This is a genomic window from Anoxybacillus sp. FSL W8-1294 (assembly GCF_037965005.1).
In the GTDB taxonomy this organism is placed as follows: domain Bacteria; phylum Bacillota; class Bacilli; order Bacillales; family Anoxybacillaceae; genus Anoxybacillus; species Anoxybacillus flavithermus_G.
In genome coordinates this window covers 167,317-187,999 of sequence record NZ_CP150179.1, presented here as the reverse complement: position 1 = coordinate 187,999, position 20,683 = coordinate 167,317, and the positions used below count along the sequence as shown (strand labels likewise).

The following is a 20,683-nucleotide window of genomic DNA, read 5'->3' as shown; positions in this document are numbered from 1 at the left end:
GTGTTTAGCCGGCTGTTGGGGAATGAAAGAAATTGACCATCTCGCTTATATTCATGCAATCGGTATAGATTATGAAGACGATCAAGTGATCGCATACGCTCAGCTCATTAGTTTTTCAGGGCTTGCAAAAGTCGAAGCGGGAGGTAGCCGAGAAAAATCAACCGTTACGATCGGAAAAGCAACGGGAGAGACGTTTAACGTGGCGACAGATCGGTTGTATCAAGCGATTCAACAAGGCGTATCGTGGGGGCATGTTAAAGGGATTGTTTTTACAGAACGGGCGCTCAACCGAGGGCTCGTACGCGAGGTCATTGATGTACTTGATCGTTACAATGAAACTCGCCATACGATTTGGACCTTTGCAACAAAAGAACCGATTGAACAATTGTTTGAGACAACACCGTTTTTAGATTATTCGCCATATTTCTCATTACTTGCCAATCCGAAAAACATTTACGAACAAAGTTCATTTATTCAACCGAAGCGGATAAATGAATTTATCGCTGCATCTGATGAGAAAGCGGTTGTTTTTCCGCTCCCCTCTCTTGCGATTGAAGAAAAAAGTTGGACGGAAAATAAAAAAGAAAAACCGATGTTAAAAATGGATGGCGTTTGTTTTTTACATCGCTACAATAAACAAGCATGTATCCCGCGCCGTCAACTTGATGGTTTACGCTGGGTAACGAAAGGGACGGAGCGGACACCGATTTACATTCAGCCAAACGGCAAAATGATCGGGACGCTCGTTGTGCGCGGACCAAAAGCAAACGTATCGTATGAAATCAAAGACGGTCGTCCGATTTTCACCGTTGACGTACAAGCAACAGGAAGCATCATCGAACTGCTCAAAAACATGCCCGAAAAACAAATTATTGAATACGCAACCAAAACAGTAAAAAAGGAAATCGAGGATTTATTTCAACTCGGCGTCAAAGAAGGCATCGATACGCTGCAATTATCGAACGCCTTGTATCGTCAAAATGTAAACGATTGGCGCAAATATACAACAAACGGATTAGTTCCGCTCACAAAGGATACACTAGGAAAAATCAACGTGAAATTAAGCATTGACACATATGGAAAGTCGAAAAAATAAAAGCGATGAGCCGGCCTCATCGCTTCTTTACCGCGTGTAAACGTGCTTCGATCCACTCGCTCAACGCCTCTTGTGCTGTTTTCTCGCGTTCGAGCCAATATTGTTCGATTCGTTTTCCTAATTGTTCCATCTCATCATTATCCGTTAATACTCGCATTAACTGTTGCTCGTACGGTTCATTGTCATGAAGAGAATAAATAAGGCCCTTCGCTTTTAAATAACGCAAATTCATTTGTTCTTGTCCAGGCAAATAAGAAAGCGTAAAAGCAGGAAGTTTTTTTGCAAGCACTTCGCTCATTGTTACACCACCTGGTTTTGTCACAACCGCATCGACTTTATCATATAATTCGTTCATTTTCGCTGGATCGGAAATATATTGATACGGGCGAATACGCGGATTGTTCCAACTTTTTATCTCATGATATAATGTTTCATTTTTTCCGCATAGTACGTCATATGTCAATTGTGTATGAGTTGCGTTCATTAAAAATTGTTCTATTTTCCCTAATCCTTGATTGCCGCCCGCCACTAAAATACGTTTATTTTCCCGCTGTTTTTTTTTCTTAGCAGGTACAATATGCTCATGAATTGGAATGCCTGTTACAATGACGCGACGAGGCTCAACATGAAACATTGTACATAGCAACCGCTTTGCATCTTTATGAGGAACGAAATGATAATCAATCGCTGTTTTTCCCCAAATACCACTTAAAAAAAAGTCTGTATATACGTTTATAACAGGCACTGTTATAGCGCCTCTTTGTTTCAATCGCTGCAACACGTGTGAAGGAAACGAATGCGTACATATGACGAGATCCGGTTTTTTCTCTTGAAGAAGACGTTTCATCTTTTTTTCAAAATAAAGTAGCCACGGTTCAAGTGTTGGCTGCTCGAATTTTCTCATCCAACGTCGGTACATCCACTCATACGAATGAGGTAATACCGAAATCCATCGAAGGTAAAAATCGGCTACTTTTTTTTCCATTTGTTCGTTGCAATAACTGAGGAAATCAAGCTTTTCAAAAGACGCCTCTGGAAAGCGACGTTGCAACGAATAGATAAGCGCATCCGCCACTTGATGATGGCCAGATGGCATTTGAAACAAAGGCAGGACGAGAATGTTCATCATAACGAGCTCCCTTTTATTTTTGTTTTCTATTTTTCACATACAATGCAATGAAAAATAAACTAAAAAATAACAACGTGATCCATGGCAATACATGAAGCGGGATATGAATACGCTCCCCGAGAAACTTGCCTACACATACAAATAAACAAATCCAAAATGACGCGCCAACAAACGATAAAAAAAGAAACGGAAAAAACGGAAAGCGAACAACTCCTGCCATATACGGAGATAATTGTCGAACACCTGGAACAAAATAACCAAATGTAATGAACCAACGCGCACGTTTACGAAAATGGCGATAAGCGTATCGATATCTTCGTCGGTGAAAACCAATGTAGTGTCCATATTTAAACAATAGGGGCGAACCGAATGTATACCCAGCAGTATAGGCGGCCACCATGCCAATTGTTGCACCAGAAATGGCAAAAAATAAGCTTTTTAAAAAATGCAATTGGTCATGCGAAATAAAAATGCCAACAAAAAACAGAAGCGATTCTTCCGGTGCGGGAATTCCAACGATGCCGAAAAATAGAGAAAGAAATAACACAATATAGCCGTGTGATTGAATATACGTTAAAATGCTGTTCGCTTCCATTCCCGCGTTCTCCTTTATTCTTCGCTTATCTTTACCCACTTCACATGCGTACGTTGCAGCAATCGCTCTAACGCTTGTAACATGTTTGCCGGCGCGTCTTGATCGGCTCCCATCGTCGAACCGCTATCATGTAGTACAATAATTGCTCCATCTTCTATGCTTTTTGTTAATCGCTCATAGAGTCGAGCAACGCCTAATGAAGCGTTCCAATCACCAAGAATATATGTCCACATTACTGTTTTATACTTTTTTTGCATGAACAACGTCCATATGTTTATATGTCCCCATGGCGGACGGTAATATACAGGGCGAACGCCTGTGATTTGCTCAATGATACGCGCCGATCGATGAAGCTCCCATTCCGCTACAAATGGAGGCAGAAACCAATTGCTCGTATGATAATAATGATGCAAACCGATCGTATGACCTTCTTCGTGCATTCGCTTAATGAGATGCGGATATGCTTTCGCCTTCCAACCGACAACGAAAAATGTCGCTTTTACGTCGTATTTTTTTAATATATCGAGCAATTGGGCTGTATACGTCAGATCTGGTCCATCATCAAAGGTTAATGCGACACCGTCTTTCACTCTTTTTTGTACACGAAATGACGAAAGGCGAATCAGCCACGTTGGACATATGCTATAAATAAAAAACAGTGCAATAAGCCATATGTATGTCACATGTTAAACCCCTTTCTTGATTATACAAAAAGAAGCATGAAGTACGAAACAAAGAACGCTGCTTGTAAAACAAATTCATTTTTTTCATCGTTAACATTCGCACATCGCTTTCTCGTTCGACACGCATTTTGTCGATTTCCGGGGAAATTTCCCGAAAAAAAGGCGATGTTGGAACACATCGCCCTCATTGTACCATATGTCTTCTAAACTACACAGGGTAAACCCCATATTTTCGTTCAGAAAATACCACATATTTCGACATATATGCATCTAATCGCCGAATAAGCTCGGAACGCAACTCATTTGGCGCGATAATCCCACCGACAACCATTTCGGAAGCGAGGCGATAAATATCGATGTCTTTTCGATATTCTTCACGTTTTTGTTCAATAAATGCAGCGCGTTCTTCTTCTGGCAGTTCAGCAATTTTATTCGCATACACCGCATTCACCGCCGCTTCTGGTCCCATAACTGCAATTTGTGCATGCAGGAAAGCTAAGCAACAATCCGGCTTAAACGCTGGACCTGCCATGGCATATAATCCTGCCCCTTATTTGTTTGATGTTGCAATTTTTAATTATGACTCGTTTGATTAATGGTTTGCCGTATGGTTCGATAATGTTTAGTGATCATGCTAAATGTAGAAATTGTTGAAGTTGACGGAAAAGAAATCGTGAAAATTTATGTTCCAAGAGCTTCACGTGAGGACAAGCCAATTTATATTGGTCATAATCCTTTTACAGGTACATATCGCCGCAATTATGAAGGAGACTATAAATGTACAAAAGAAGAAGTACAGCGAATGATAGCGGACCAATCTCCAATTCCTCAAGACAGCAAAGTTCTTCCCAATTACGGTTTAAATGATTTGAATATGGAATCGGTGAGAAGTTATCGAAATCGCTTTTCTTCTTTGAAACCAGATCATCCTTGGAATGGTTTAGAACTGAAGGAATTTTTATATAAAATTGGAGCTTTGGGAAGGCTACGCGAAACCAACGAGGAAGGGCTAACATTAGCCGGGTTGCTCATGTTTGGGGAAGAGCGCAGCATTACAGAGTATTTACCGCAGTATTTCTTAGAATATCGGGAAAAGGGTTCGGATGTGCCGGGGGAGAGATGGACAGATCGGATTATTTCTTCCGACGGCACTTGGTCGGGGAATTTGTATGATTTTTATTTTAAAGTGATCCGCAGACTAACGGATGATTTAAACATTCCTTTTCAAATGGAGGGGCTTTTTCGCAAGGATGATACAAGGGTGCACGCTGCTCTTCGTGAGGCTTTAGTCAATACGTTGGCTCATGCCGATTACTACGGGCAACGCGGAATTGTTATCGAAAAGGAAAAGATGTTATTTCGATTTTCCAACCCGGGTGTTCTTCGGATTCCTTTGCAACAAGCACTGAAAGGTGGAATAAGTGATCCGAGAAATCCAACGATTTTTAAAATGTTTATGCTAATCGGACTTGGTGAACGGGCAGGGTCGGGGATTGAGAATATTCATTTGGCGTGGAAAGAACAACATTGGACTGCCCCAGAATTAATTGAAGAATTTCAGCCGGATCGCACGATTCTTACGTTGCGAACAACTTCATTATTACCGCAGGAAAGCGTCGATTTTCTAAAAGCAGTTCTTAGGAAACATTATAAGTTTTTAACCAATGATGAAGTATTAATTTTAGTGACGTCACATCAAGAAAATTATGTGACTAATACGAGATTGCAAAGCCTGACAGATAAAAAGAGTGATGAAATAGGCAAATTATTATCCGGACTTGTGGAAAAAGGATATTTAGAACCAAATGGACAAGGAAGAGGTACAAAATATACGCTAACGGAAATGTTTCATCAAAAGTCTATAAGGAACTCCAGATATAATCGGATAAGCTCCGGACCTAATGTTAATAACTCCGGACCTAACGCTACTAACTCCGGACCTAACGAAAACGAACAAACAAAAGATCATGAAAAAGTGCTATTGGATATTTCTGAATTGGCAAGGAAGAAAAAGAGATTAAATCCTTCCGAAATGGATGAGATCATTTTAAATCTTTGTGCAATTAAGCCGTTAACGCTCAAAGAATTAAGTCAATTACTGAATAGGCAGATGGATCCTCTTCGCAAAAAGTACATTTCACGATTGCTTAAGGAAGGAAAATTAGAACCGCTATATCCAGAGCAAATAAACCATCCGAAACAAGCATATATGACACGATCTCTTTTTACAAACCAGCACTAGGATACTGGATTCCTAATGCTGGTTTATTGTTATTAGACAAATTTCCCTTCTCATATAGTTTTACAAAATATGATGGGGAGGGGTACGAATGAAGCTTGATGGGATTTGGATGGAATCCGTTGAATTAGATAAAATTGTCCCCATATACGTTGAAAATGTTTCAAAAAGGGCAGTAGAGAAAATGGTCAAAATATTAGAGGGAGGGGATCAGTTAAGCAGCCATGTTATTGTTGAAAAGGATAGAACAGAAGATAAATATTGGTTAGTCGCTGGTTTTCCGGAATACTTAGCATATAAAAAAATGAATGAAAAGCATAAAAGGTGCACAAGAATATTTTGCGTTATTCAGCGATATTCGAATGAAACGGAACAACGAATTAAGTTGCTAAGGAGGATGTTCCATCATCAAACAACAAAGTGGTTAGACAAACATATGTTGATTGATCAAATGGTTAATAGCGGAGTAAAGGTTGCTACGATAGCCCGGAAGCTGGGAGTTACTCAAGCTGAGATTGAAAATTATTTTGTTCATCCTGATATTCCTTTTGACATAATCAAAAAAGCCCGTGAAAATGAAGGAAGTTTGATAAACATAGAAAAAATTCGCAAATTGCCAATCCATTCAATGCTTAAACACAAGTTATATCAGCGAGCAGTATTACCAAAAAGTCACCCTGACCGATTAACGACAGATAAGTTGCAAAAAATAAAGTGGTTACTGAAAAGGGATTACTTTAACGATTTAGGAAGAGAAGATCAATGGGAGATGTTGCAACAAGCTTTAGATTACAGGGGAACATTAGAAAATACATGGGATTTGGATATTGAAAGAAGATTAAAACGAATGTCTCAAGGGGAGTTAATATTAAAATTTACGTTCAATCCAGCCTCCTATAACAATGACCTAAAATAAGAGATGCTTGGCGCTTAAAGTCAAGCATTTTTTATTTTGTCTGTAGCAATTTATAGTTTAATTTTTTTTGGATGATTTTGGCATAAAATGTAGAATTTTTTGGGTATTAGATTGTGGGGGGTATGCAATGCGTATTAAGGAAATAGTAATAAACCCGTGGTGCTAGTTGAGCGCTAGCGCTCAACTAGCCCAAGTGTTACAAGTGAATACACCAACAATATGCCATCTAGTGCTACTTCAAATCCCGCAATCGAACTCGCACGAATGTCTGTGATACGATACTGGTCAACGAGGACAGAGAACACCGTTTCAATGACTTTCCGTTTTTGTTTGAGCCATTTCTCCCATGATTCAGATGGGCGGTGTTTCTGATTTTTGCGAGATGGAGTCCAAAAAGCGATTTGGTACGCTTCATACAACTTTTTTTGCAATTCGCTACTGATAAATCCTTTATCACCCAAATTAAAAGGATGAGGAATTTGAGTCATGACGGTTCCCGCTACGATTCGATCGTGACAGGACGCCTCCGTTACCACGTACCCCATCGGCAGTCCTTGGTCGGTCACTTGAAGATGAAGCTTAAACCCATAGTACCACTGCTTCTTCGACGCACAAAGCCCGATGTCCGCGATCCCTTGGAATCGTTTGACACGGTACATTCTTGCGGCATTATACTATCTACGACCGCATAGGCGTGGTGCTGCCCACGTTTGGCTAGCTCATGGCGAATCCAGTTGCAACGATTTGCCTGTATGAAAATCAAAATTGTTTGGCACTTTCACAGTCATGCCGTGCGCCCCGCCCGTATAGCTGTATAACGTAAGTGGTTGACTGTACGCTGTTAACATAAATAATGCCAACACGATCAATATGTTCCGTTGTTTAAACACGCTGTTTATCTCGTTTGTTTTACCAAAAGTTTGCGTTAAAACAAACGAATTTATGCATTACTATTATTTTAACATTTGTTTCACTAACTCTCGATTTCGCTCCTTAAACGCTTCGTGATGTGAAGATACCATCGCATACGGATCGGCAGTGGGTTCAATGAAACGTTTCGCACTATTTACCGCATTCGCTGCGTCTTGGAAAGCACCTGTAAGTAAATATAACTTTCCATCATATTTTGAAATATCGCCAGCTGCATATAACCCCGGAACAGAACATTCTCCTTTTGCATTTGTCGCAATATAATATTCGTCAACCATTTGAATGGGTAGTTCACTATTGGCAAGCAATGAGGCATCTCGTTCATATCCATGGCTAATAATGACATCATCTACATCGAGTTCAAACACATCGCCCGTCTCATGATTTGTCAATACCACTCGCTCAATCATTTCATGGTTGGGGCTGGCAACTAATTTTGTAATGGACGTATGGAAAAAGCAAATGGCAGAACTATTTAATAATTGCGTCACTTGCGCCTCATGTCCTTTTAACGATTCATTGCGATAAGTAACATATACCTTTTTCGCAATCGGTACGAGCTCATTTGCCCAATCAATCGCTGTATTTCCCCCACCTGAAATGATCACCGTTTTCCCTTTAAACTGTTTTAACGATTTCACCGTATAGTGTAAATTTGTAATCTCAAACTTTTCCGCTCCTTCAACTTGAAGCTTTTGTGGTTTTAATATACCGCTTCCTACCGCAATAATGACCGTTTTCGATATATGTCGTTGACCAGATGATGTTTGTAAAATGAATATGCCGTCTTCTCTTCGCTGAATCATTTCAACTTTTTCATTTAATACAACGGTCGGATTAAAGGTAAACGCTTGTTTAACAAGTTGCTCGCGTAATTTCTCTCCTGTAATCGGGGCATGCCCGCCAACATCCCAAATCATTTTTTCTGGATACACATGCAATTTTCCACCTAGCTGCGCTTGATACTCAATCAACTTCGTTTTCATTTCTCGCAATCCACTATAAAACGTCGCATATAGCCCTGCCGGCCCGCCTCCAATAATCGTCACATCGTATAATTGTTCCATCGTCATCACCTTTAAATTTGATTATCATTCTCATTTAAATATACATCTTTTTTCAAACTTTTACAATGTAAAAAGACAGGCCAATGCCTGCCTACTTTTTGCCTGTGTAAATGAAAATGGCGTCACGAAGAAACTCCGCCATTCCTGGCTGTTTTTGATCGTAGTATGCTTTAAACCGTTCATCATCCACATACATTTGCGCCAATCCTGCATGTGCTTCTTTTGAATAATGATCCCAAAAATAGCTTAACCATTGACGGTGTAAATCTGCTGCTTTTTGTGCAAGCTCCCCTGCTGGATCGCCAGCCAAAAATGCTTCATACAATACGCGCAACACTTCCTCACCTAGTTTTGTCACTTCTTCGTACTGGGCTTGCGTCATGTTTTTTACTTTTTCGTTCGATTTGTTCACTTGCTCGTCACCGTATTTTTCCCGAATTTCTTTGCCGTATGTTTGTTCATTTTCGTCAATAAGCTGCTGTTTAAACGCTTCAAATTTTTCTTTGTCGCTCATCACGATTCTCCCTTCCTTCGCTAATAGTGTTTTTTCGACATTGGCGATTAGCGCCTCTAACCGCCTCCGTTCTGCCAAGAGTTTTTCACGATGCTGCTTCAACGCCTGTACGTCATCAAATGACGGGGATGTGACAATTTGCTTAATCGTTTCTAACCCCACACCAAGCTCGCGATAAAACAAAATTTGTTGGAGCCGGTCTACCTCTTTTTGTCCGTATATGCGATAGCCTGATGCATTAACCCTTGCCGGTTTCAACAGACCGATTTCATCGTAATACCTTAGCGTTCGGCTCGTCACCCCCGCCAATTTCGCTAACTGTTGCACCGTATATTCCACCCAATCACCTCCTGACAATTTCACTATAAACGTTTACGTAACGTCAATGTAAAGCGAAAAAATAAAAAAATCTCGCCATAAAAGCGAGCATTATTTGACTAATCCATGTTTAGATAGGCACGAACATGCGTCTCATCGACATGAAGAAGAACGATTTCTTCCATGATTAGTTTTTTTATAAACTCGAGTTCTTTTTCAAAGGCTGCTTGAAGCACTGAATCGCCTTTGACGAGCTTATAGGTCGGAAACGGAGATTTATGTGATCGAACCGTTGAAAAGTGGCTCAATTTTAGGTTATCAAATACAATCGCATTTGATGGCATTTGGCTGGTCACTTGTCACACTCGGACTGACGCCCAACTAGCATCATAGGTTTATATATATAAATTGTTAGGAAGCAGAGAACCAATCCATTAAATGTTAATACATATTCTAACTTCCCGGTTAAAGATATAGTTGCTGAAACAATCAATTTGGACAAAGATGCTATAATAAAAAGCAGTGAATTCCTAAGTAATAAAATCTCAGCAAAGCTTTCTTTATCAGTATAATTTTTATACAGATTTAATATATTTAATTTATACATTGTAAAAAAGAAACCCAATAATACTAATGAGCCCGCCCTTATTAGGAAGTTTTCGAAGACAAGTAAAAAATATGCCGTCCCCATAAAAAGTATTGAAAATATAAGATATTTTGCCTTCGGTTTAATTTTCACAAGTGTTAAGTTAGCTAAAATAAAAGTAATTGATAATATGGATTCTAGTGTGGCGAACATTAATAAACTATTGTCTGATTTAATATCTATAAGAGCAACAGCAGGTAGAATTACATCTAGTAAGGAAGAAGTAACAAATGTAGTAACTATCCCTACAAGCAAAAACAACTTAATTTCTTTACTTAATATAAGATTATTTTTCCATATCAATTTTAATCCTTTAATTTCTGATACACTTTTCACACTCTCTGTTTTTTGTTTCATAAAATAGAAAATTGAAACTAAAACGCAAGCAGAAGTTATCACCCCTATAGATGATTGATGGATATACTTAATTATAGCAGTTGTTATCCAAGGGCTTGAAACTAAGGTCAATCTATCTATTAAATCTATTTTCGCAGCAACTCCATAAAATGAAGAAGCTATTCTTTTATCTATGTAACTATAAATATATGGCAAAGTCACGATATCCATAAAAGCTTCAATAGCTAGAAGAAAAAAAGAAAAAGAAAAAGAAAAAGAAAAGTGATTTTCGAAAAAATAAGGGACAGTCAAATAGCATATACACTTAATAATAAGAGCAGTAATAAATAAATGGTGATCACCTATTAATGTTCTCATTATCTTAAACAATGGAAATGCAATGATATTCCCTATTAATAAAGCAGCTGTCATCAAGACAATTAATTTGGGATAGTATTCAAATACAAAAAATATACAATAAAATTGAAAAATTCTATCACCTACACTTAAAAAACAAAAACTTATTAATAACATTACTATATTCTTATCTATGTCGCTATCTATCGATTTCATATATGCCATTCACCTCTGTGTAGAAGTCCCTAAAATTAAGGCATCTATTAAACTCATTCACTATCTCTCGCTTTTTATCTCGTTTTGTTTCTCTGATGCCCAAAAATTCAAGAATTTCCTTTAAGTGACCCAACTCTAATAATACGTCCCTATAAAATATATGGTTTCGATATTTCCACTGCATCCTTTCATAGGTGCATGTAACTATCAGCAGAGAATCATCGTACTGAAAATCCTCTACAATTTCCCAATCATCAAGTAATGGTGACAAATATAATATTTTATTATTATGAGTTGCAAATATATCTAATGTGTGCCTAGCACCATTAGAAGGGTACGTCTTTTTTAGGGATGGGAAATTCATATAAATACATTTTGTTGATTTAAGCAGTTTATTTAATGCGTGAAATAAATGAACTTCATCCCTCTTCTCTGTATATCCTGTAAGAGCATCGAATACTGTTTCATTAATACTTCTATAAGGAAAATGTTTCCTGATACCCGAGAATTCAAATGAAATGCTTGGATGTTTCTTAGTCATGTTATACTCTAACATTTTTTCTTTGTCGTATAAATGAATATCTTTTGCATATGTGTAATCAGCGTACGGTATTCCATTTATTTTAACCCAATTATTTATTTCCTTTGAATCAAGATAATTGTTACTTAAATATTCAGACAATTCTTTTTTGTTCGTTTCTATCTGTTCAAGAAAAAGATTGATGCTTTCTTCGTCACATAATCTCAAGAAGCCAAAAAGGTTTAGTTGCGATAAAAATATTTCATTTTTTACCCACCACATATTCCAATTATTCATAGCATCAACCTGCCGTAGTAAAATAAACTATCGCTTGCTCAAAGTTATTAAGTCCCATCAATTTATCTACCTTTTCTTCACGTATAGCTGGTGTAATAAACATAGATTTATTCATACCGGAGAAGGTTATTAACAGTCTTTGCATTATTTGACCTGCAGCTATAAATAAATTTCTGTACGCTCTCTCATGTTGATATCTTATCATATAAGGAAGCCAATCAATTGCTAATGCAATGGATACTTTACCGCTTCCAGCCAACTTTTGACCAATACAAATTTCTGTAACTTCATTTCTAAATAAGCCTTTTTTTATTAAAAGCAACTTGTGGTTTAAAATATCATAAAAATATATACCATTTTCCAACCCTTCAATATCATAAGAAATAACATATAAGTAAAAAGAATCCACATAAGACATCTCATATAGTTTGTGGTAACTTTCTATATCTTTATCCTCTAGGATTTTTGCATTAACTCTTCTTTTTTCCCTAAACTTATAAAGGGATATATAAAGTATTTCAGAAAGATCATCTAGTGTAAATTTATCCTTACTCCATGGTTGATTAGATCTCCTATTCAACAGAGCCTTTTCAAAAGAGACATGAGATAACTTTTTTACTTCATTAGATAATTTTACCTCATAGATATTATCAAGAGGTAGATAGGTACATAAAAAATCGGAATATCTATTAATTAATTCATTCCTCATATTTATAGTTTTGTTACAGTCCCAATCATCGTCTTCATATTCAACTCTATTTGATATTAGATGGAATATTAAAGCCTCATGCCATCCATAATCTATCCACTGCTGAATGCCCTCTGCATAAGCATTATCAAATGGCTCTTTCTTGATTAGCTCCTGTTCCAGTAAATACTGAATTTGTGTCCCACTAAAAATAGCGGTGAGTTCATTTTTTTTAACATATTCTTTGCTTTTAAAAGCTTTAATTAATGAAATAAACTCACCATGACTAAGCTTCACTTCTCTATTCGGAACAGGAATTGTTATTTTAATAAAATTACTTTCGTTTGGATCTAAATCCCCTATAAAAACTGGGTTTAAATAGTACCTTTCCATGCTAATAACTCCTTCCTTTAGAAATATTGATATACCAAGACTTCTTGTACCTTAGGGATGCCCAAAAATATTTTCTGATAAAACCCATCATGTATTTTTGAATTTTTGTTTATATGGATTCTTACCAACAGTTGTACTCGATTTTTTATAACAAGTTCTACTAATGCTTGTGAGAAAAAATCAACAAATTAATGATTACCTCATGTTATTGTTCAGTAAAAAGTAACACTCGTCACATGTTGTGGTGATGAAACTTGTCTGTGGGTGCGCTCCGTCGTCACTGTGCGCGGATACAAATGCGATGCACCTCGGATCTCCACACATAGCTGATTCAGAAGAACGCCACCATGTCCCTAGGCATCCTCGTGTCAACATTCCTCTTTTCGATCTCTTCACCAAGCAGAGGCTAGCTAAATTCTTCTTAAATTTACTGTAGTTGAGCAATCTTTATAATAATAATTACCATGTAAAAAACAAACAGGTGCCCCTTATGCCATGCGGAAATGTTTTTTACGGCATCAATAGGAATATTTTGTTTCGCTGCGCTGTAGATAAATTCTACAAGACGATGTGCTTTGTTCGTTCGGCGAAGATCCAGCCCGGTAGAGAAATCATCGTTGGACTCGAACATACTGTACACACACGCCAGTTGCACCAAGATCCAATAAAGTTTCACCGCCCGACGCCCGCGAACGCGGTATCCATCGAGTTTCAGCTGGTCTTTCGCTTGACGGAAAAAACATTCGATCGACCAACGCTCGGCATAGTAGCGCAAGATGTCTTCGTCGCTTAGCTCACGATCGGTGCTCAAGACGCAATGAAGATGTTTCGGTGTCATCGGCTGATCGGCTTTCCAAGCGAGCAGCACCACAGCATCCTTGAGACCGTTCAGAGCACCTTCGTAGCGATACACCCGATAACGCTCTTTTCCCACCATGACGAGATGGGTATCATTCGGTTCGATGTATTCGGCAAACTCCTTCGCTTGGATAGCGATGCCTTTCGGGTAGAGAATTCGGTTCGTCTTGAGCATCGCAATCACGTGAAATCCCTTTTCCACGAGCGTTTTGGATGGATACCAAGAGTCCATGAGCACATAAACGGGGCGACTCACATCCAACTAAGAAAGCATCTCGCTAAGAAAGCATCTCGATCGCGAGTTCCCCTTTGCCTTTCCCAGCCCTCTTGTCGTAGAGGCGAAAGGCAAAAGGAAACGCTTGGGTCATCGTATGAACCATGAGCCAAACGAGAGAATGTCCCCAAATCGATTTTTTCTCTGTGTGAGAATAGCGCCAATCACACCCTTGAATGGCGTGTGTTGCCCGTGACGAAGGCTTCGTTTTTTGGCAAATCGTATCATCGATCGAAACAAAAATGGGTTGATTCTCTCGTTTCGAGCTGCGTTCGACACGATGAAGCACCCACTGCTGGAGTTTGCGAAGCAACGTCTCTTCCTCCCATGGGCTTTTCGTGAAAAAATGGCTCCGTGTCGTGCGATGGTTCGGATGAAAACTCCCATGATGTAGATCGGTCAGCGTTCCCGAAAACCTCTTGGTGATCATCGCACCCACAAGATGAACGAGGTGCTTCATGACAGGTTTCGAGAAATAAAGCGCCAACCCTAAAACGTTATGAAAAACTTGTGGATTCCTTGATGATGTGCTAGTCTATTCATGAAACATGAACCTCCTTGTGGATAGTTGTGGGTACATCTATTCTAACCAAGGAATCGAGTTCATGTCTTCTTTTTTGTTCAGTTGTCAATTTATGCAATAAAATCTATATACATCCAATTTAAAATTTTAACCTCTGGTTCACGCAGTACACCCGATGCGACGTAACACCTCATCTGGGTGCTGTAAGACATATTGTTCGAAACGAATAATCGACTGGGCAATATCATTTTGATCTTTATGCAAGATGTTGGCGATGACTTCATCTTTCAGCCACTTCCATAACCGTTCCATCGGGTTTAGCTGTGGAGAATACGGCGGCAAAAAGATGAAATGAAAAACATCACCTTCCTTGCCATCAAGAAAGGCTTGCACCATCTTGGTATGATGAATACGCGCATTGTCCAATACAAGCACGATAAATCGATCCGCATATTTCTCTTTCAACAGGCGCAAAAAGTCTAGGAACGTTTCGGCATTGGCGGATGATGCACGATGAAACACGACATCGCCTTGTTGAACATCGACGGCGCCAAAAATGGAAACATGAGCGTGGTGACCGTAGCTTGGCACTTGTTTTTGATTTCCTACTGCTGCCCATGTCGTACGAAGCGCTTGATACGCACGAACATGCGTTTCGTCCACATAAAACAGCATGGCATTCTCGGTAATTAGTTTTTTTTTATAAATTCAAGTTCTTTTTGAAAGGCAGCTTGACGCTTGGCGTCTCCTTTGACTAGCTTGTAAGTCGGACGTGTCCATGACAAACGAAGACGATGCAACAACTTACGAATGCCTTCACGTGACATCGAAACGCCATAGGTTTGTTGAATGTAAGATTGTAAAATGCGCGTGTTCCATGATGAAGCGATGCCCCAGCCAGCATCCACAGGTGTGGTGGTTAACACGAGTTGTCTAATTTCTTGTTGTTGTTCTTCCTTAAGAAATGGCACACGACCAGGCGGCAACCGACGATCGAGTAGATGATCGAGCCCACCTTGATTAAAACGTGCAACGTAGAGGGCAACCGATTGACGGCATACGTTGACCATTTTTGCGACATCTTTACCGAGGTGACCTTCCATGACAAGACGAACAGCGGTCACCCGAACGCGAAGCGAAGCATCTTTGATTTTCCGTTCTTGTTTCCGAAGTGTTCGCGGCGTCCAGCCGTGATCATTTGTAAGTTTCAGACGTTTCATGTCCTTTCCGCTCCGTTTATTCGTGAATATTTAGGAGCAGTATAACCATGGGGAAAGGTGTTCATACAGAAGTTACGGTTTTAAAGTGCATGTATATACTCATCTACAGTTATTTAATAGCTATGTAACAAATGCTGGCTTCCTTTAGTCCGTCAATATTTAATAATGAATTCACATATTCAAAGGAAGTTGAATGGCTCAAATTATAAGATATATTTAGACTATCTAAAATCAACGTTGCTGAAGACAGCAAATGTCCTACATCAATATTAACAGCCTTAAAAGATCTACTTTCTCTATATCTATACATACTCCGTTCAAAAATACTTGTTAAAATTATTATTACAGGGTAATCATTTGAATTTTCTTTAATTAATGGGCAAACTTTTTTTAGGTCAATTTCCGATAAGTTATTTATTTCTACCAAGTTGTTTGAATAGACACTATAATGATATACTGAATTTTTACTTAATTCACTTAGTTTTATGTTGTTTGTTGTAATTAAATAGCATTCTGTAGGATGTTTAATCCCTCCACTTGGACTAGTCTTTAGCAAGTATTCGTCTCCTAAACTTGTAGTTTTTATTCCCTGACGACCAAAAACCATTTTTAGGAGATATGATAATTGATCAAAGTTTATCTTTGAACTCTTTGCCTTTTTAGACATCATTACATCCCTTACAGAAAAATTAGTTGTACTAATTGTCGCTACTTCTTTCAAGCGCACTCTTTTTTGTTTAGAATCATATTCTTTATAAATTGGCGGGGGATTTTTTTCTCTTTTAAATTCTCTCATACCCTCTATATCAATTTCATAACCAGACTGGGAATAATCCAGTTTCTTTTTTGCATTATTAAACAACTGATATACATATGCTTCGTTCCAGTTAAAAGTTTTCCAAAGTTCCTGTAAATCTAACCATTCTTTTCTATAATCTGATTCACTCAATAAAAGTTTTTCTTCAATCAACTGTTCTAAGAATTGAAATAATAAATCTTTATCTATTTCGTAAAGACTTAGAATTTGAGCAACGATCCCATTTTTATTACAGGGTTTATTACTAGTTATTTTAAGTATCTCAAATATTAACTCATTGTATAATATTTCCGTAGAATAATATTCCTCGTTCAATAAATCCAATACATATTCCTCATTTTGCAAATGAAAATATCGAAGCATTGGATTAAAAAAATATTTCATTTGTACTCTCTCCTCGTAAATATGAGCTTCAATTGAAAAAATTCAATTGAAGCTCATATTTCTTTTATTCCCCCATTTGTCTTCTTACATAAGTTTCTTTGTTAGAAACTTTTAATAATTTTAATTGGTTAAGATTAACTTTTTTCTTTTTTGAAGTTTCCTCTTTTGAAACTCCTCTTTTCACATTTAACACCTCCTCTACATTATTAAGGTTCTTCACCAAAAGTTATATTTGATTTTTCTATAACACCCTCTACTGATGCTTGTGAAGAAGAACCAGTAAATCAATGGTTTTTCCACATTCTTTTTTCAAGAAACACATCACTTGTCCGATACATATTTTTACAACAAACAAAACCACCTCTTTTTTTAAAATTCATTTGAAATAATTTTATTTTTTGTACATTTTAAAATTTTTTGTACATTTTAAAATATAACAAAAAAAAAAAATCAATACTTTTTAACATAAAATTATCAACAAAATACCAATATTAACTTAAAAGAAAAATATAACCATTAACTACGGCGTTACATCTCTCAAAACCATCCACACGAAAAAAACATTTCAGTTGAAAAAAACAAAAAGTTCGTTTATTCTGAATTTTATACAACAACATAATAAGTTCACGCAACAGGTGGTTCACACATGCTGTGAATCTTAAAAGGGAAGTTTGGTGAGAGTCCAACACGGTCGCGCCACTGTGATGCAGAGCTGTTTATCATCATCCACTGTTTCATTTGAAATGGGAAGGAGATAGACGGCGATGAAGCTAAGTCAGGAGACCTGCCTGTTGTATGCACTTACGACCTACGCGTCATAGGGAGGAGTGAGGACATATGATCTTGAGGCACTTCATGTATCTCAATACGAGCTAGCTATGCCCTCCTTCTGTTTGGAAGAGGGTTTTTTTGCTTGATTGGGATATAAATGACTGGAGGTGCTTAACTTGTTCATCCGTAGTTCAAATGTAGGATATCCACGTATTGGAGAAAAGAGGGAATGGAAAAAAGCATTAGAATCTTTTTGGAATGGGCAAATGAACGAAGAGCAGTTCACAAAAACGATGGAAACGATTCGACTTGATTCGATTCGCAAACAAGTCGAGAAAGGAATTGATCTCATTCCGATCGGAGATTTTTCCTTATACGATCACGTGTTAGATACAGCATTTATGTTCGGATATATTCCAGAGCGATTCAAACAAATAGTTAATCCGCTAGAGCAATACTTTGCGATGGCGCGTGGGACGAATGGGCAACATGCGCTTGAAATGACGAAATGGTTTAATACAAATTATCACTACATTGTGCCTGAAATCGGGCAAACGAAGCCGAAATTAGTGGATAATCGCCTATTGAAAGAATACAAGCTTGTCAAAGAAACATTCAATTTAGAAACAAAACCTGTATTGCTTGGCCCGGTTACATTTCTTTTGCTTTCTAAGCAATACGCGCGAAACGAGTGGCGAAAATATCTCGCACAATTAGTTCCTCTTTATGTGGAATTATTCAAACAACTAAGAGAAGCGGGCGTGTCATTCGTCCAAATCGATGAACCGATTCTCGTTCAAGATATAGACGATGATATCATCAACGCATTTCATCATGTATACAACGTTTTTCACCGCGATATACCGAACATAAATATTATTTTACAAACGTATTTTGCTAGCGTATCGCATTATCGTGAAATCGTTGCTTTACCTGTCGCAGGCATTGGGCTTGATTTCGTGCATGACGATGGCGAGAACATGAAAAACATAAACACGTACGGATTTCCGAAAGATAAAATATTAGTTGCTGGTATTGTAGACGGTCGCAATGTATGGAAAAGCTCGCTTGCCCAAAAAGCGAAGCTCCTTCATCATTTAGCAGGCGTTTCTGAACAACTGATCATTCAACCGTCTTGCAGCTTACTGCATGTCCCTGTCACAACAAAACATGAACATACATTACCAACGGAGCTTGCTAGTACTTTATCATTTGCGGATGAAAAATTAGATGAAATACGTATGTTGACAGAGTATATGAACGGAAACGTAACGATCGACGAGCTAATCAAATACGATGAACAAACAACCGTTTATTTTTCCAAGTTCCGTCAATCTAAACAAACAGACGATATCACAACCGTTCCATTAAACCGAACATCTTACAGCGAAAGACAAAAAGCACAACAAGCCCATTTGCAGCTTCCACTTTTTCCGACAACGACGATTGGAAGCTTCCCTCAAACGAGCGACGTGCGCCAAGCTCGAATGAAGTGGAAAAAAGGCGAATGGAACGACAATCAATATAAGTCGTTTATAAAGAAAGAAATCGCAAAATGGATCGACATTCAAGAGCAACTTCAGCTCGATGTGCTTGTCCATGGCGAATTTGAACGTACAGATATGGTGGAGTTTTTCGGTGAAAAACTGCAAGGCATGGCATGCACGACAAACGGTTGGGTGCAATCATATGGATCACGTTGTGTGCGCCCACCTATTATTTTTAGCGATATTGCCTATCAAAAACCGATGACCATAGAAGAAACAGTATATGCCCAATCATTAACGACTAAACCTGTGAAAGGAATGTTAACAGGACCAGTAACTATTTTAAACTGGTCGTTCGTTCGCGACGATATTCCACGAAAACGTGTGCTCATTCAGCTCGCTCTTGCGATTCGTGAAGAAGTGCTGCAGTTAGAAAAAGAAGGAATACGCATCATTCAAGTCGATGAGCCAGCATTACGGGAAGGATTGCCGCTTAAAAAAGAGAAACATGCATCATATTGGGAAGATGCCGTTATCGCATTTCGTATCACGACCTCATCGGTGAAAGAGGAGACGCAAATTCATACGCATATGTGCTATTCACAGTTTGAACATATGATGCATATCATTGATGAGCTTGATGCGGATGTCATTTCCATTGAATCATCACGAAGCCATGGTGAACTTGTTTCATCATTTGAAACATATGAGTACCAAAAGGAAATTGGCTTAGGGGTGTATGACATTCATAGTCCGCGCATTCCGACAAAAGAAGAAATAAGTGAGCAAATCGAACGGGCACTTCGGGTTCTTCGTCCAGAACAATTTTGGGTCAATCCCGATTGTGGATTAAAAACGCGAAAAGAAGAAGAAACGACTGCCGCACTTCAAGTGATGGTAGAGGCAGCACGCGAATACCGCGAGCGTCTTTTAGCGTACGGAGGGATGAAATCATGGAAGTAAGCGTCGAGCAGTCAAAAACGATTCAAACACGGCTCGTATTACCTTCTGATACGAACCATCTCGGCACGATTTTTGGTGGTACCGTTTTAGCTTATATTGATGAAATTGCGGCAATATCCGCCATGCGCCATGCGCGAAAAGCAGTCGTCACCGTTTCGATCGACAAAGTTGATTTCATTTCGTCCGCAAAAGTTGGCGATATTTTAAAACTCGAAGCATTCGTCTACTCGACCGGACGCACATCCGTGAAAGTATTCGTCAAAGTCGAAACAGAAGATTTATTTACAGGCGAACATCACTTAACAACGACGTGCTTTTTAACGATGGTCGCCATCGATCAAAACAAAAAACCGACCCCTGTTCCAAAAGTTATCATTAGCGAACGGGAAGAACAAATCGTACAACTGTATCAGCAAAACAAACGAATCAACAAGGCATAGCATACA

The 20,683-nt window shown here is 38.5% G+C and carries 17 protein-coding genes, 4 pseudogenes and 1 riboswitch; of the genes and pseudogenes, 5 read left to right on the top strand and 16 right to left on the bottom strand.

Annotated features, from left to right (window positions below; genetic code table 11):
* The first annotated feature begins 22 nt into the window (after nucleotides 1-22).
* On the top strand, nucleotides 23-1,096 hold the full coding sequence (locus NSQ23_RS01065) for a Ger(x)C family spore germination protein (RefSeq protein ID WP_339172354.1): 1,074 nt from the start codon (nucleotides 23-25) through the stop codon (nucleotides 1,094-1,096).
* 16 nt (nucleotides 1,097-1,112) lie between these two features.
* Here NSQ23_RS01065 and NSQ23_RS01060 read toward each other — a convergent pair whose 3' ends face one another.
* The 4 genes and pseudogenes from NSQ23_RS01060 to NSQ23_RS01045 all read right to left on the bottom strand — a co-directional run.
* Nucleotides 1,113-2,225 (bottom strand): UDP-N-acetylglucosamine--LPS N-acetylglucosamine transferase, encoded by a 1,113-nt coding sequence (locus NSQ23_RS01060; RefSeq protein ID WP_339172352.1) that lies wholly within the window; start codon nucleotides 2,223-2,225, stop codon nucleotides 1,113-1,115.
* 13 nt (nucleotides 2,226-2,238) lie between these two features.
* On the bottom strand, nucleotides 2,239-2,820 hold the full coding sequence (locus NSQ23_RS01055; protein WP_339172350.1) for a VTT domain-containing protein: 582 nt from the start codon (nucleotides 2,818-2,820) through the stop codon (nucleotides 2,239-2,241).
* A gap of 14 nt (nucleotides 2,821-2,834) precedes the next feature.
* Nucleotides 2,835-3,503, bottom strand: a complete 669-nt coding sequence (locus tag NSQ23_RS01050; protein ID WP_339172347.1) for a polysaccharide deacetylase family protein — start codon at nucleotides 3,501-3,503, stop codon at nucleotides 2,835-2,837.
* 208 nt (nucleotides 3,504-3,711) lie between these two features.
* Nucleotides 3,712-4,053 (bottom strand): annotated as a pseudogene (locus tag NSQ23_RS01045) (carboxyl transferase domain-containing protein); the annotation flags it as partial.
* A gap of 81 nt (nucleotides 4,054-4,134) precedes the next feature.
* On the opposite strand from NSQ23_RS01045, the gene NSQ23_RS01040 reads away from it, so the two are divergent.
* Both NSQ23_RS01040 and NSQ23_RS01035 read left to right on the top strand, forming a co-directional pair.
* Nucleotides 4,135-5,745: an ATP-binding protein gene (locus NSQ23_RS01040; protein WP_339172345.1), complete on the top strand. Its 1,611-nt coding sequence runs from the start codon at nucleotides 4,135-4,137 to the stop codon at nucleotides 5,743-5,745.
* A gap of 88 nt (nucleotides 5,746-5,833) precedes the next feature.
* A complete protein-coding gene (locus NSQ23_RS01035) occupies nucleotides 5,834-6,658 on the top strand; it encodes a hypothetical protein (protein ID WP_339172343.1) in 825 nt (274 codons plus the stop codon).
* Nucleotides 6,659-6,831: 173 nt separating this feature from the next.
* Here the strand turns inward: NSQ23_RS01035 and NSQ23_RS01030 are convergent.
* From NSQ23_RS01030 to NSQ23_RS00975, 12 genes and pseudogenes are all read right to left on the bottom strand, one after another.
* A pseudogene (locus tag NSQ23_RS01030) lies at nucleotides 6,832-7,391 on the bottom strand (IS982 family transposase); the annotation flags it as partial.
* The gene (locus NSQ23_RS01025) at nucleotides 7,378-7,548 is read right to left on the bottom strand and encodes a hypothetical protein (protein WP_339172340.1); all 171 of its coding nucleotides are present in this window, start codon (nucleotides 7,546-7,548) and stop codon (nucleotides 7,378-7,380) included. The pseudogene NSQ23_RS01030 and the gene NSQ23_RS01025, both read right to left, overlap by 14 nt.
* A 63-nt stretch (nucleotides 7,549-7,611) precedes the next feature.
* Nucleotides 7,612-8,661 (bottom strand): NAD(P)/FAD-dependent oxidoreductase, encoded by a 1,050-nt coding sequence (locus NSQ23_RS01020; protein ID WP_339174203.1) that lies wholly within the window; start codon nucleotides 8,659-8,661, stop codon nucleotides 7,612-7,614.
* Between the two features lie 85 nt (nucleotides 8,662-8,746).
* Nucleotides 8,747-9,508 (bottom strand): MerR family transcriptional regulator, encoded by a 762-nt coding sequence (locus tag NSQ23_RS01015; protein WP_339172338.1) that lies wholly within the window; start codon nucleotides 9,506-9,508, stop codon nucleotides 8,747-8,749.
* A gap of 98 nt (nucleotides 9,509-9,606) precedes the next feature.
* A pseudogene (locus NSQ23_RS01010) lies at nucleotides 9,607-9,753 on the bottom strand (IS630 family transposase); the annotation flags it as partial.
* A gap of 86 nt (nucleotides 9,754-9,839) precedes the next feature.
* Entirely contained in the window at nucleotides 9,840-11,042 is a 1,203-nt protein-coding gene (locus NSQ23_RS01005; RefSeq protein ID WP_339172334.1) for a hypothetical protein, read from the bottom strand.
* A complete protein-coding gene (locus tag NSQ23_RS01000; RefSeq protein WP_339172331.1) occupies nucleotides 11,026-11,859 on the bottom strand; it encodes a hypothetical protein in 834 nt (277 codons plus the stop codon). The genes NSQ23_RS01005 and NSQ23_RS01000 overlap by 17 nt, the downstream gene beginning before the upstream one ends.
* 4 nt (nucleotides 11,860-11,863) lie before the next feature.
* Entirely contained in the window at nucleotides 11,864-12,940 is a 1,077-nt protein-coding gene (locus NSQ23_RS00995) for a SagB/ThcOx family dehydrogenase (RefSeq protein WP_339172328.1), read from the bottom strand.
* Nucleotides 12,941-13,439: 499 nt separating this feature from the next.
* Nucleotides 13,440-14,665: pseudogene (locus NSQ23_RS00990) on the bottom strand (IS701 family transposase); the annotation flags it as partial.
* Nucleotides 14,666-14,754: 89 nt separating this feature from the next.
* On the bottom strand, nucleotides 14,755-15,258 hold the full coding sequence (locus tag NSQ23_RS00985) for an IS630 family transposase (protein ID WP_339172326.1): 504 nt from the start codon (nucleotides 15,256-15,258) through the stop codon (nucleotides 14,755-14,757).
* A 26-nt stretch (nucleotides 15,259-15,284) separates the two neighbouring features.
* The gene (locus NSQ23_RS00980; protein ID WP_339172324.1) at nucleotides 15,285-15,815 is read right to left on the bottom strand and encodes a winged helix-turn-helix domain-containing protein; all 531 of its coding nucleotides are present in this window, start codon (nucleotides 15,813-15,815) and stop codon (nucleotides 15,285-15,287) included.
* Between the two features lie 109 nt (nucleotides 15,816-15,924).
* Complete coding sequence (locus NSQ23_RS00975; protein ID WP_339172321.1) at nucleotides 15,925-17,016, bottom strand: SagB/ThcOx family dehydrogenase; 1,092 nt, start codon at nucleotides 17,014-17,016, stop codon at nucleotides 15,925-15,927.
* 616 nt (nucleotides 17,017-17,632) lie between these two features.
* Nucleotides 17,633-17,823: riboswitch (cobalamin riboswitch) on the top strand.
* Nucleotides 17,824-17,963: 140 nt separating this feature from the next.
* Between NSQ23_RS00975 and metE the strand changes: the two genes are divergently transcribed.
* Together metE and NSQ23_RS00965 are read left to right on the top strand one after the other, a co-directional pair.
* Nucleotides 17,964-20,237: a 5-methyltetrahydropteroyltriglutamate--homocysteine S-methyltransferase gene (gene metE, locus NSQ23_RS00970; RefSeq protein ID WP_339172318.1), complete on the top strand. Its 2,274-nt coding sequence runs from the start codon at nucleotides 17,964-17,966 to the stop codon at nucleotides 20,235-20,237.
* Nucleotides 20,228-20,677 carry an acyl-CoA thioesterase gene (locus NSQ23_RS00965; protein WP_339172315.1) on the top strand — a complete coding sequence of 150 codons (450 nt, stop codon included), beginning with the start codon at nucleotides 20,228-20,230 and terminating at the stop codon, nucleotides 20,675-20,677. Before metE ends, NSQ23_RS00965 begins: the two co-directional genes overlap by 10 nt.
* The last annotated feature ends 6 nt before the right edge of the window (nucleotides 20,678-20,683 follow it).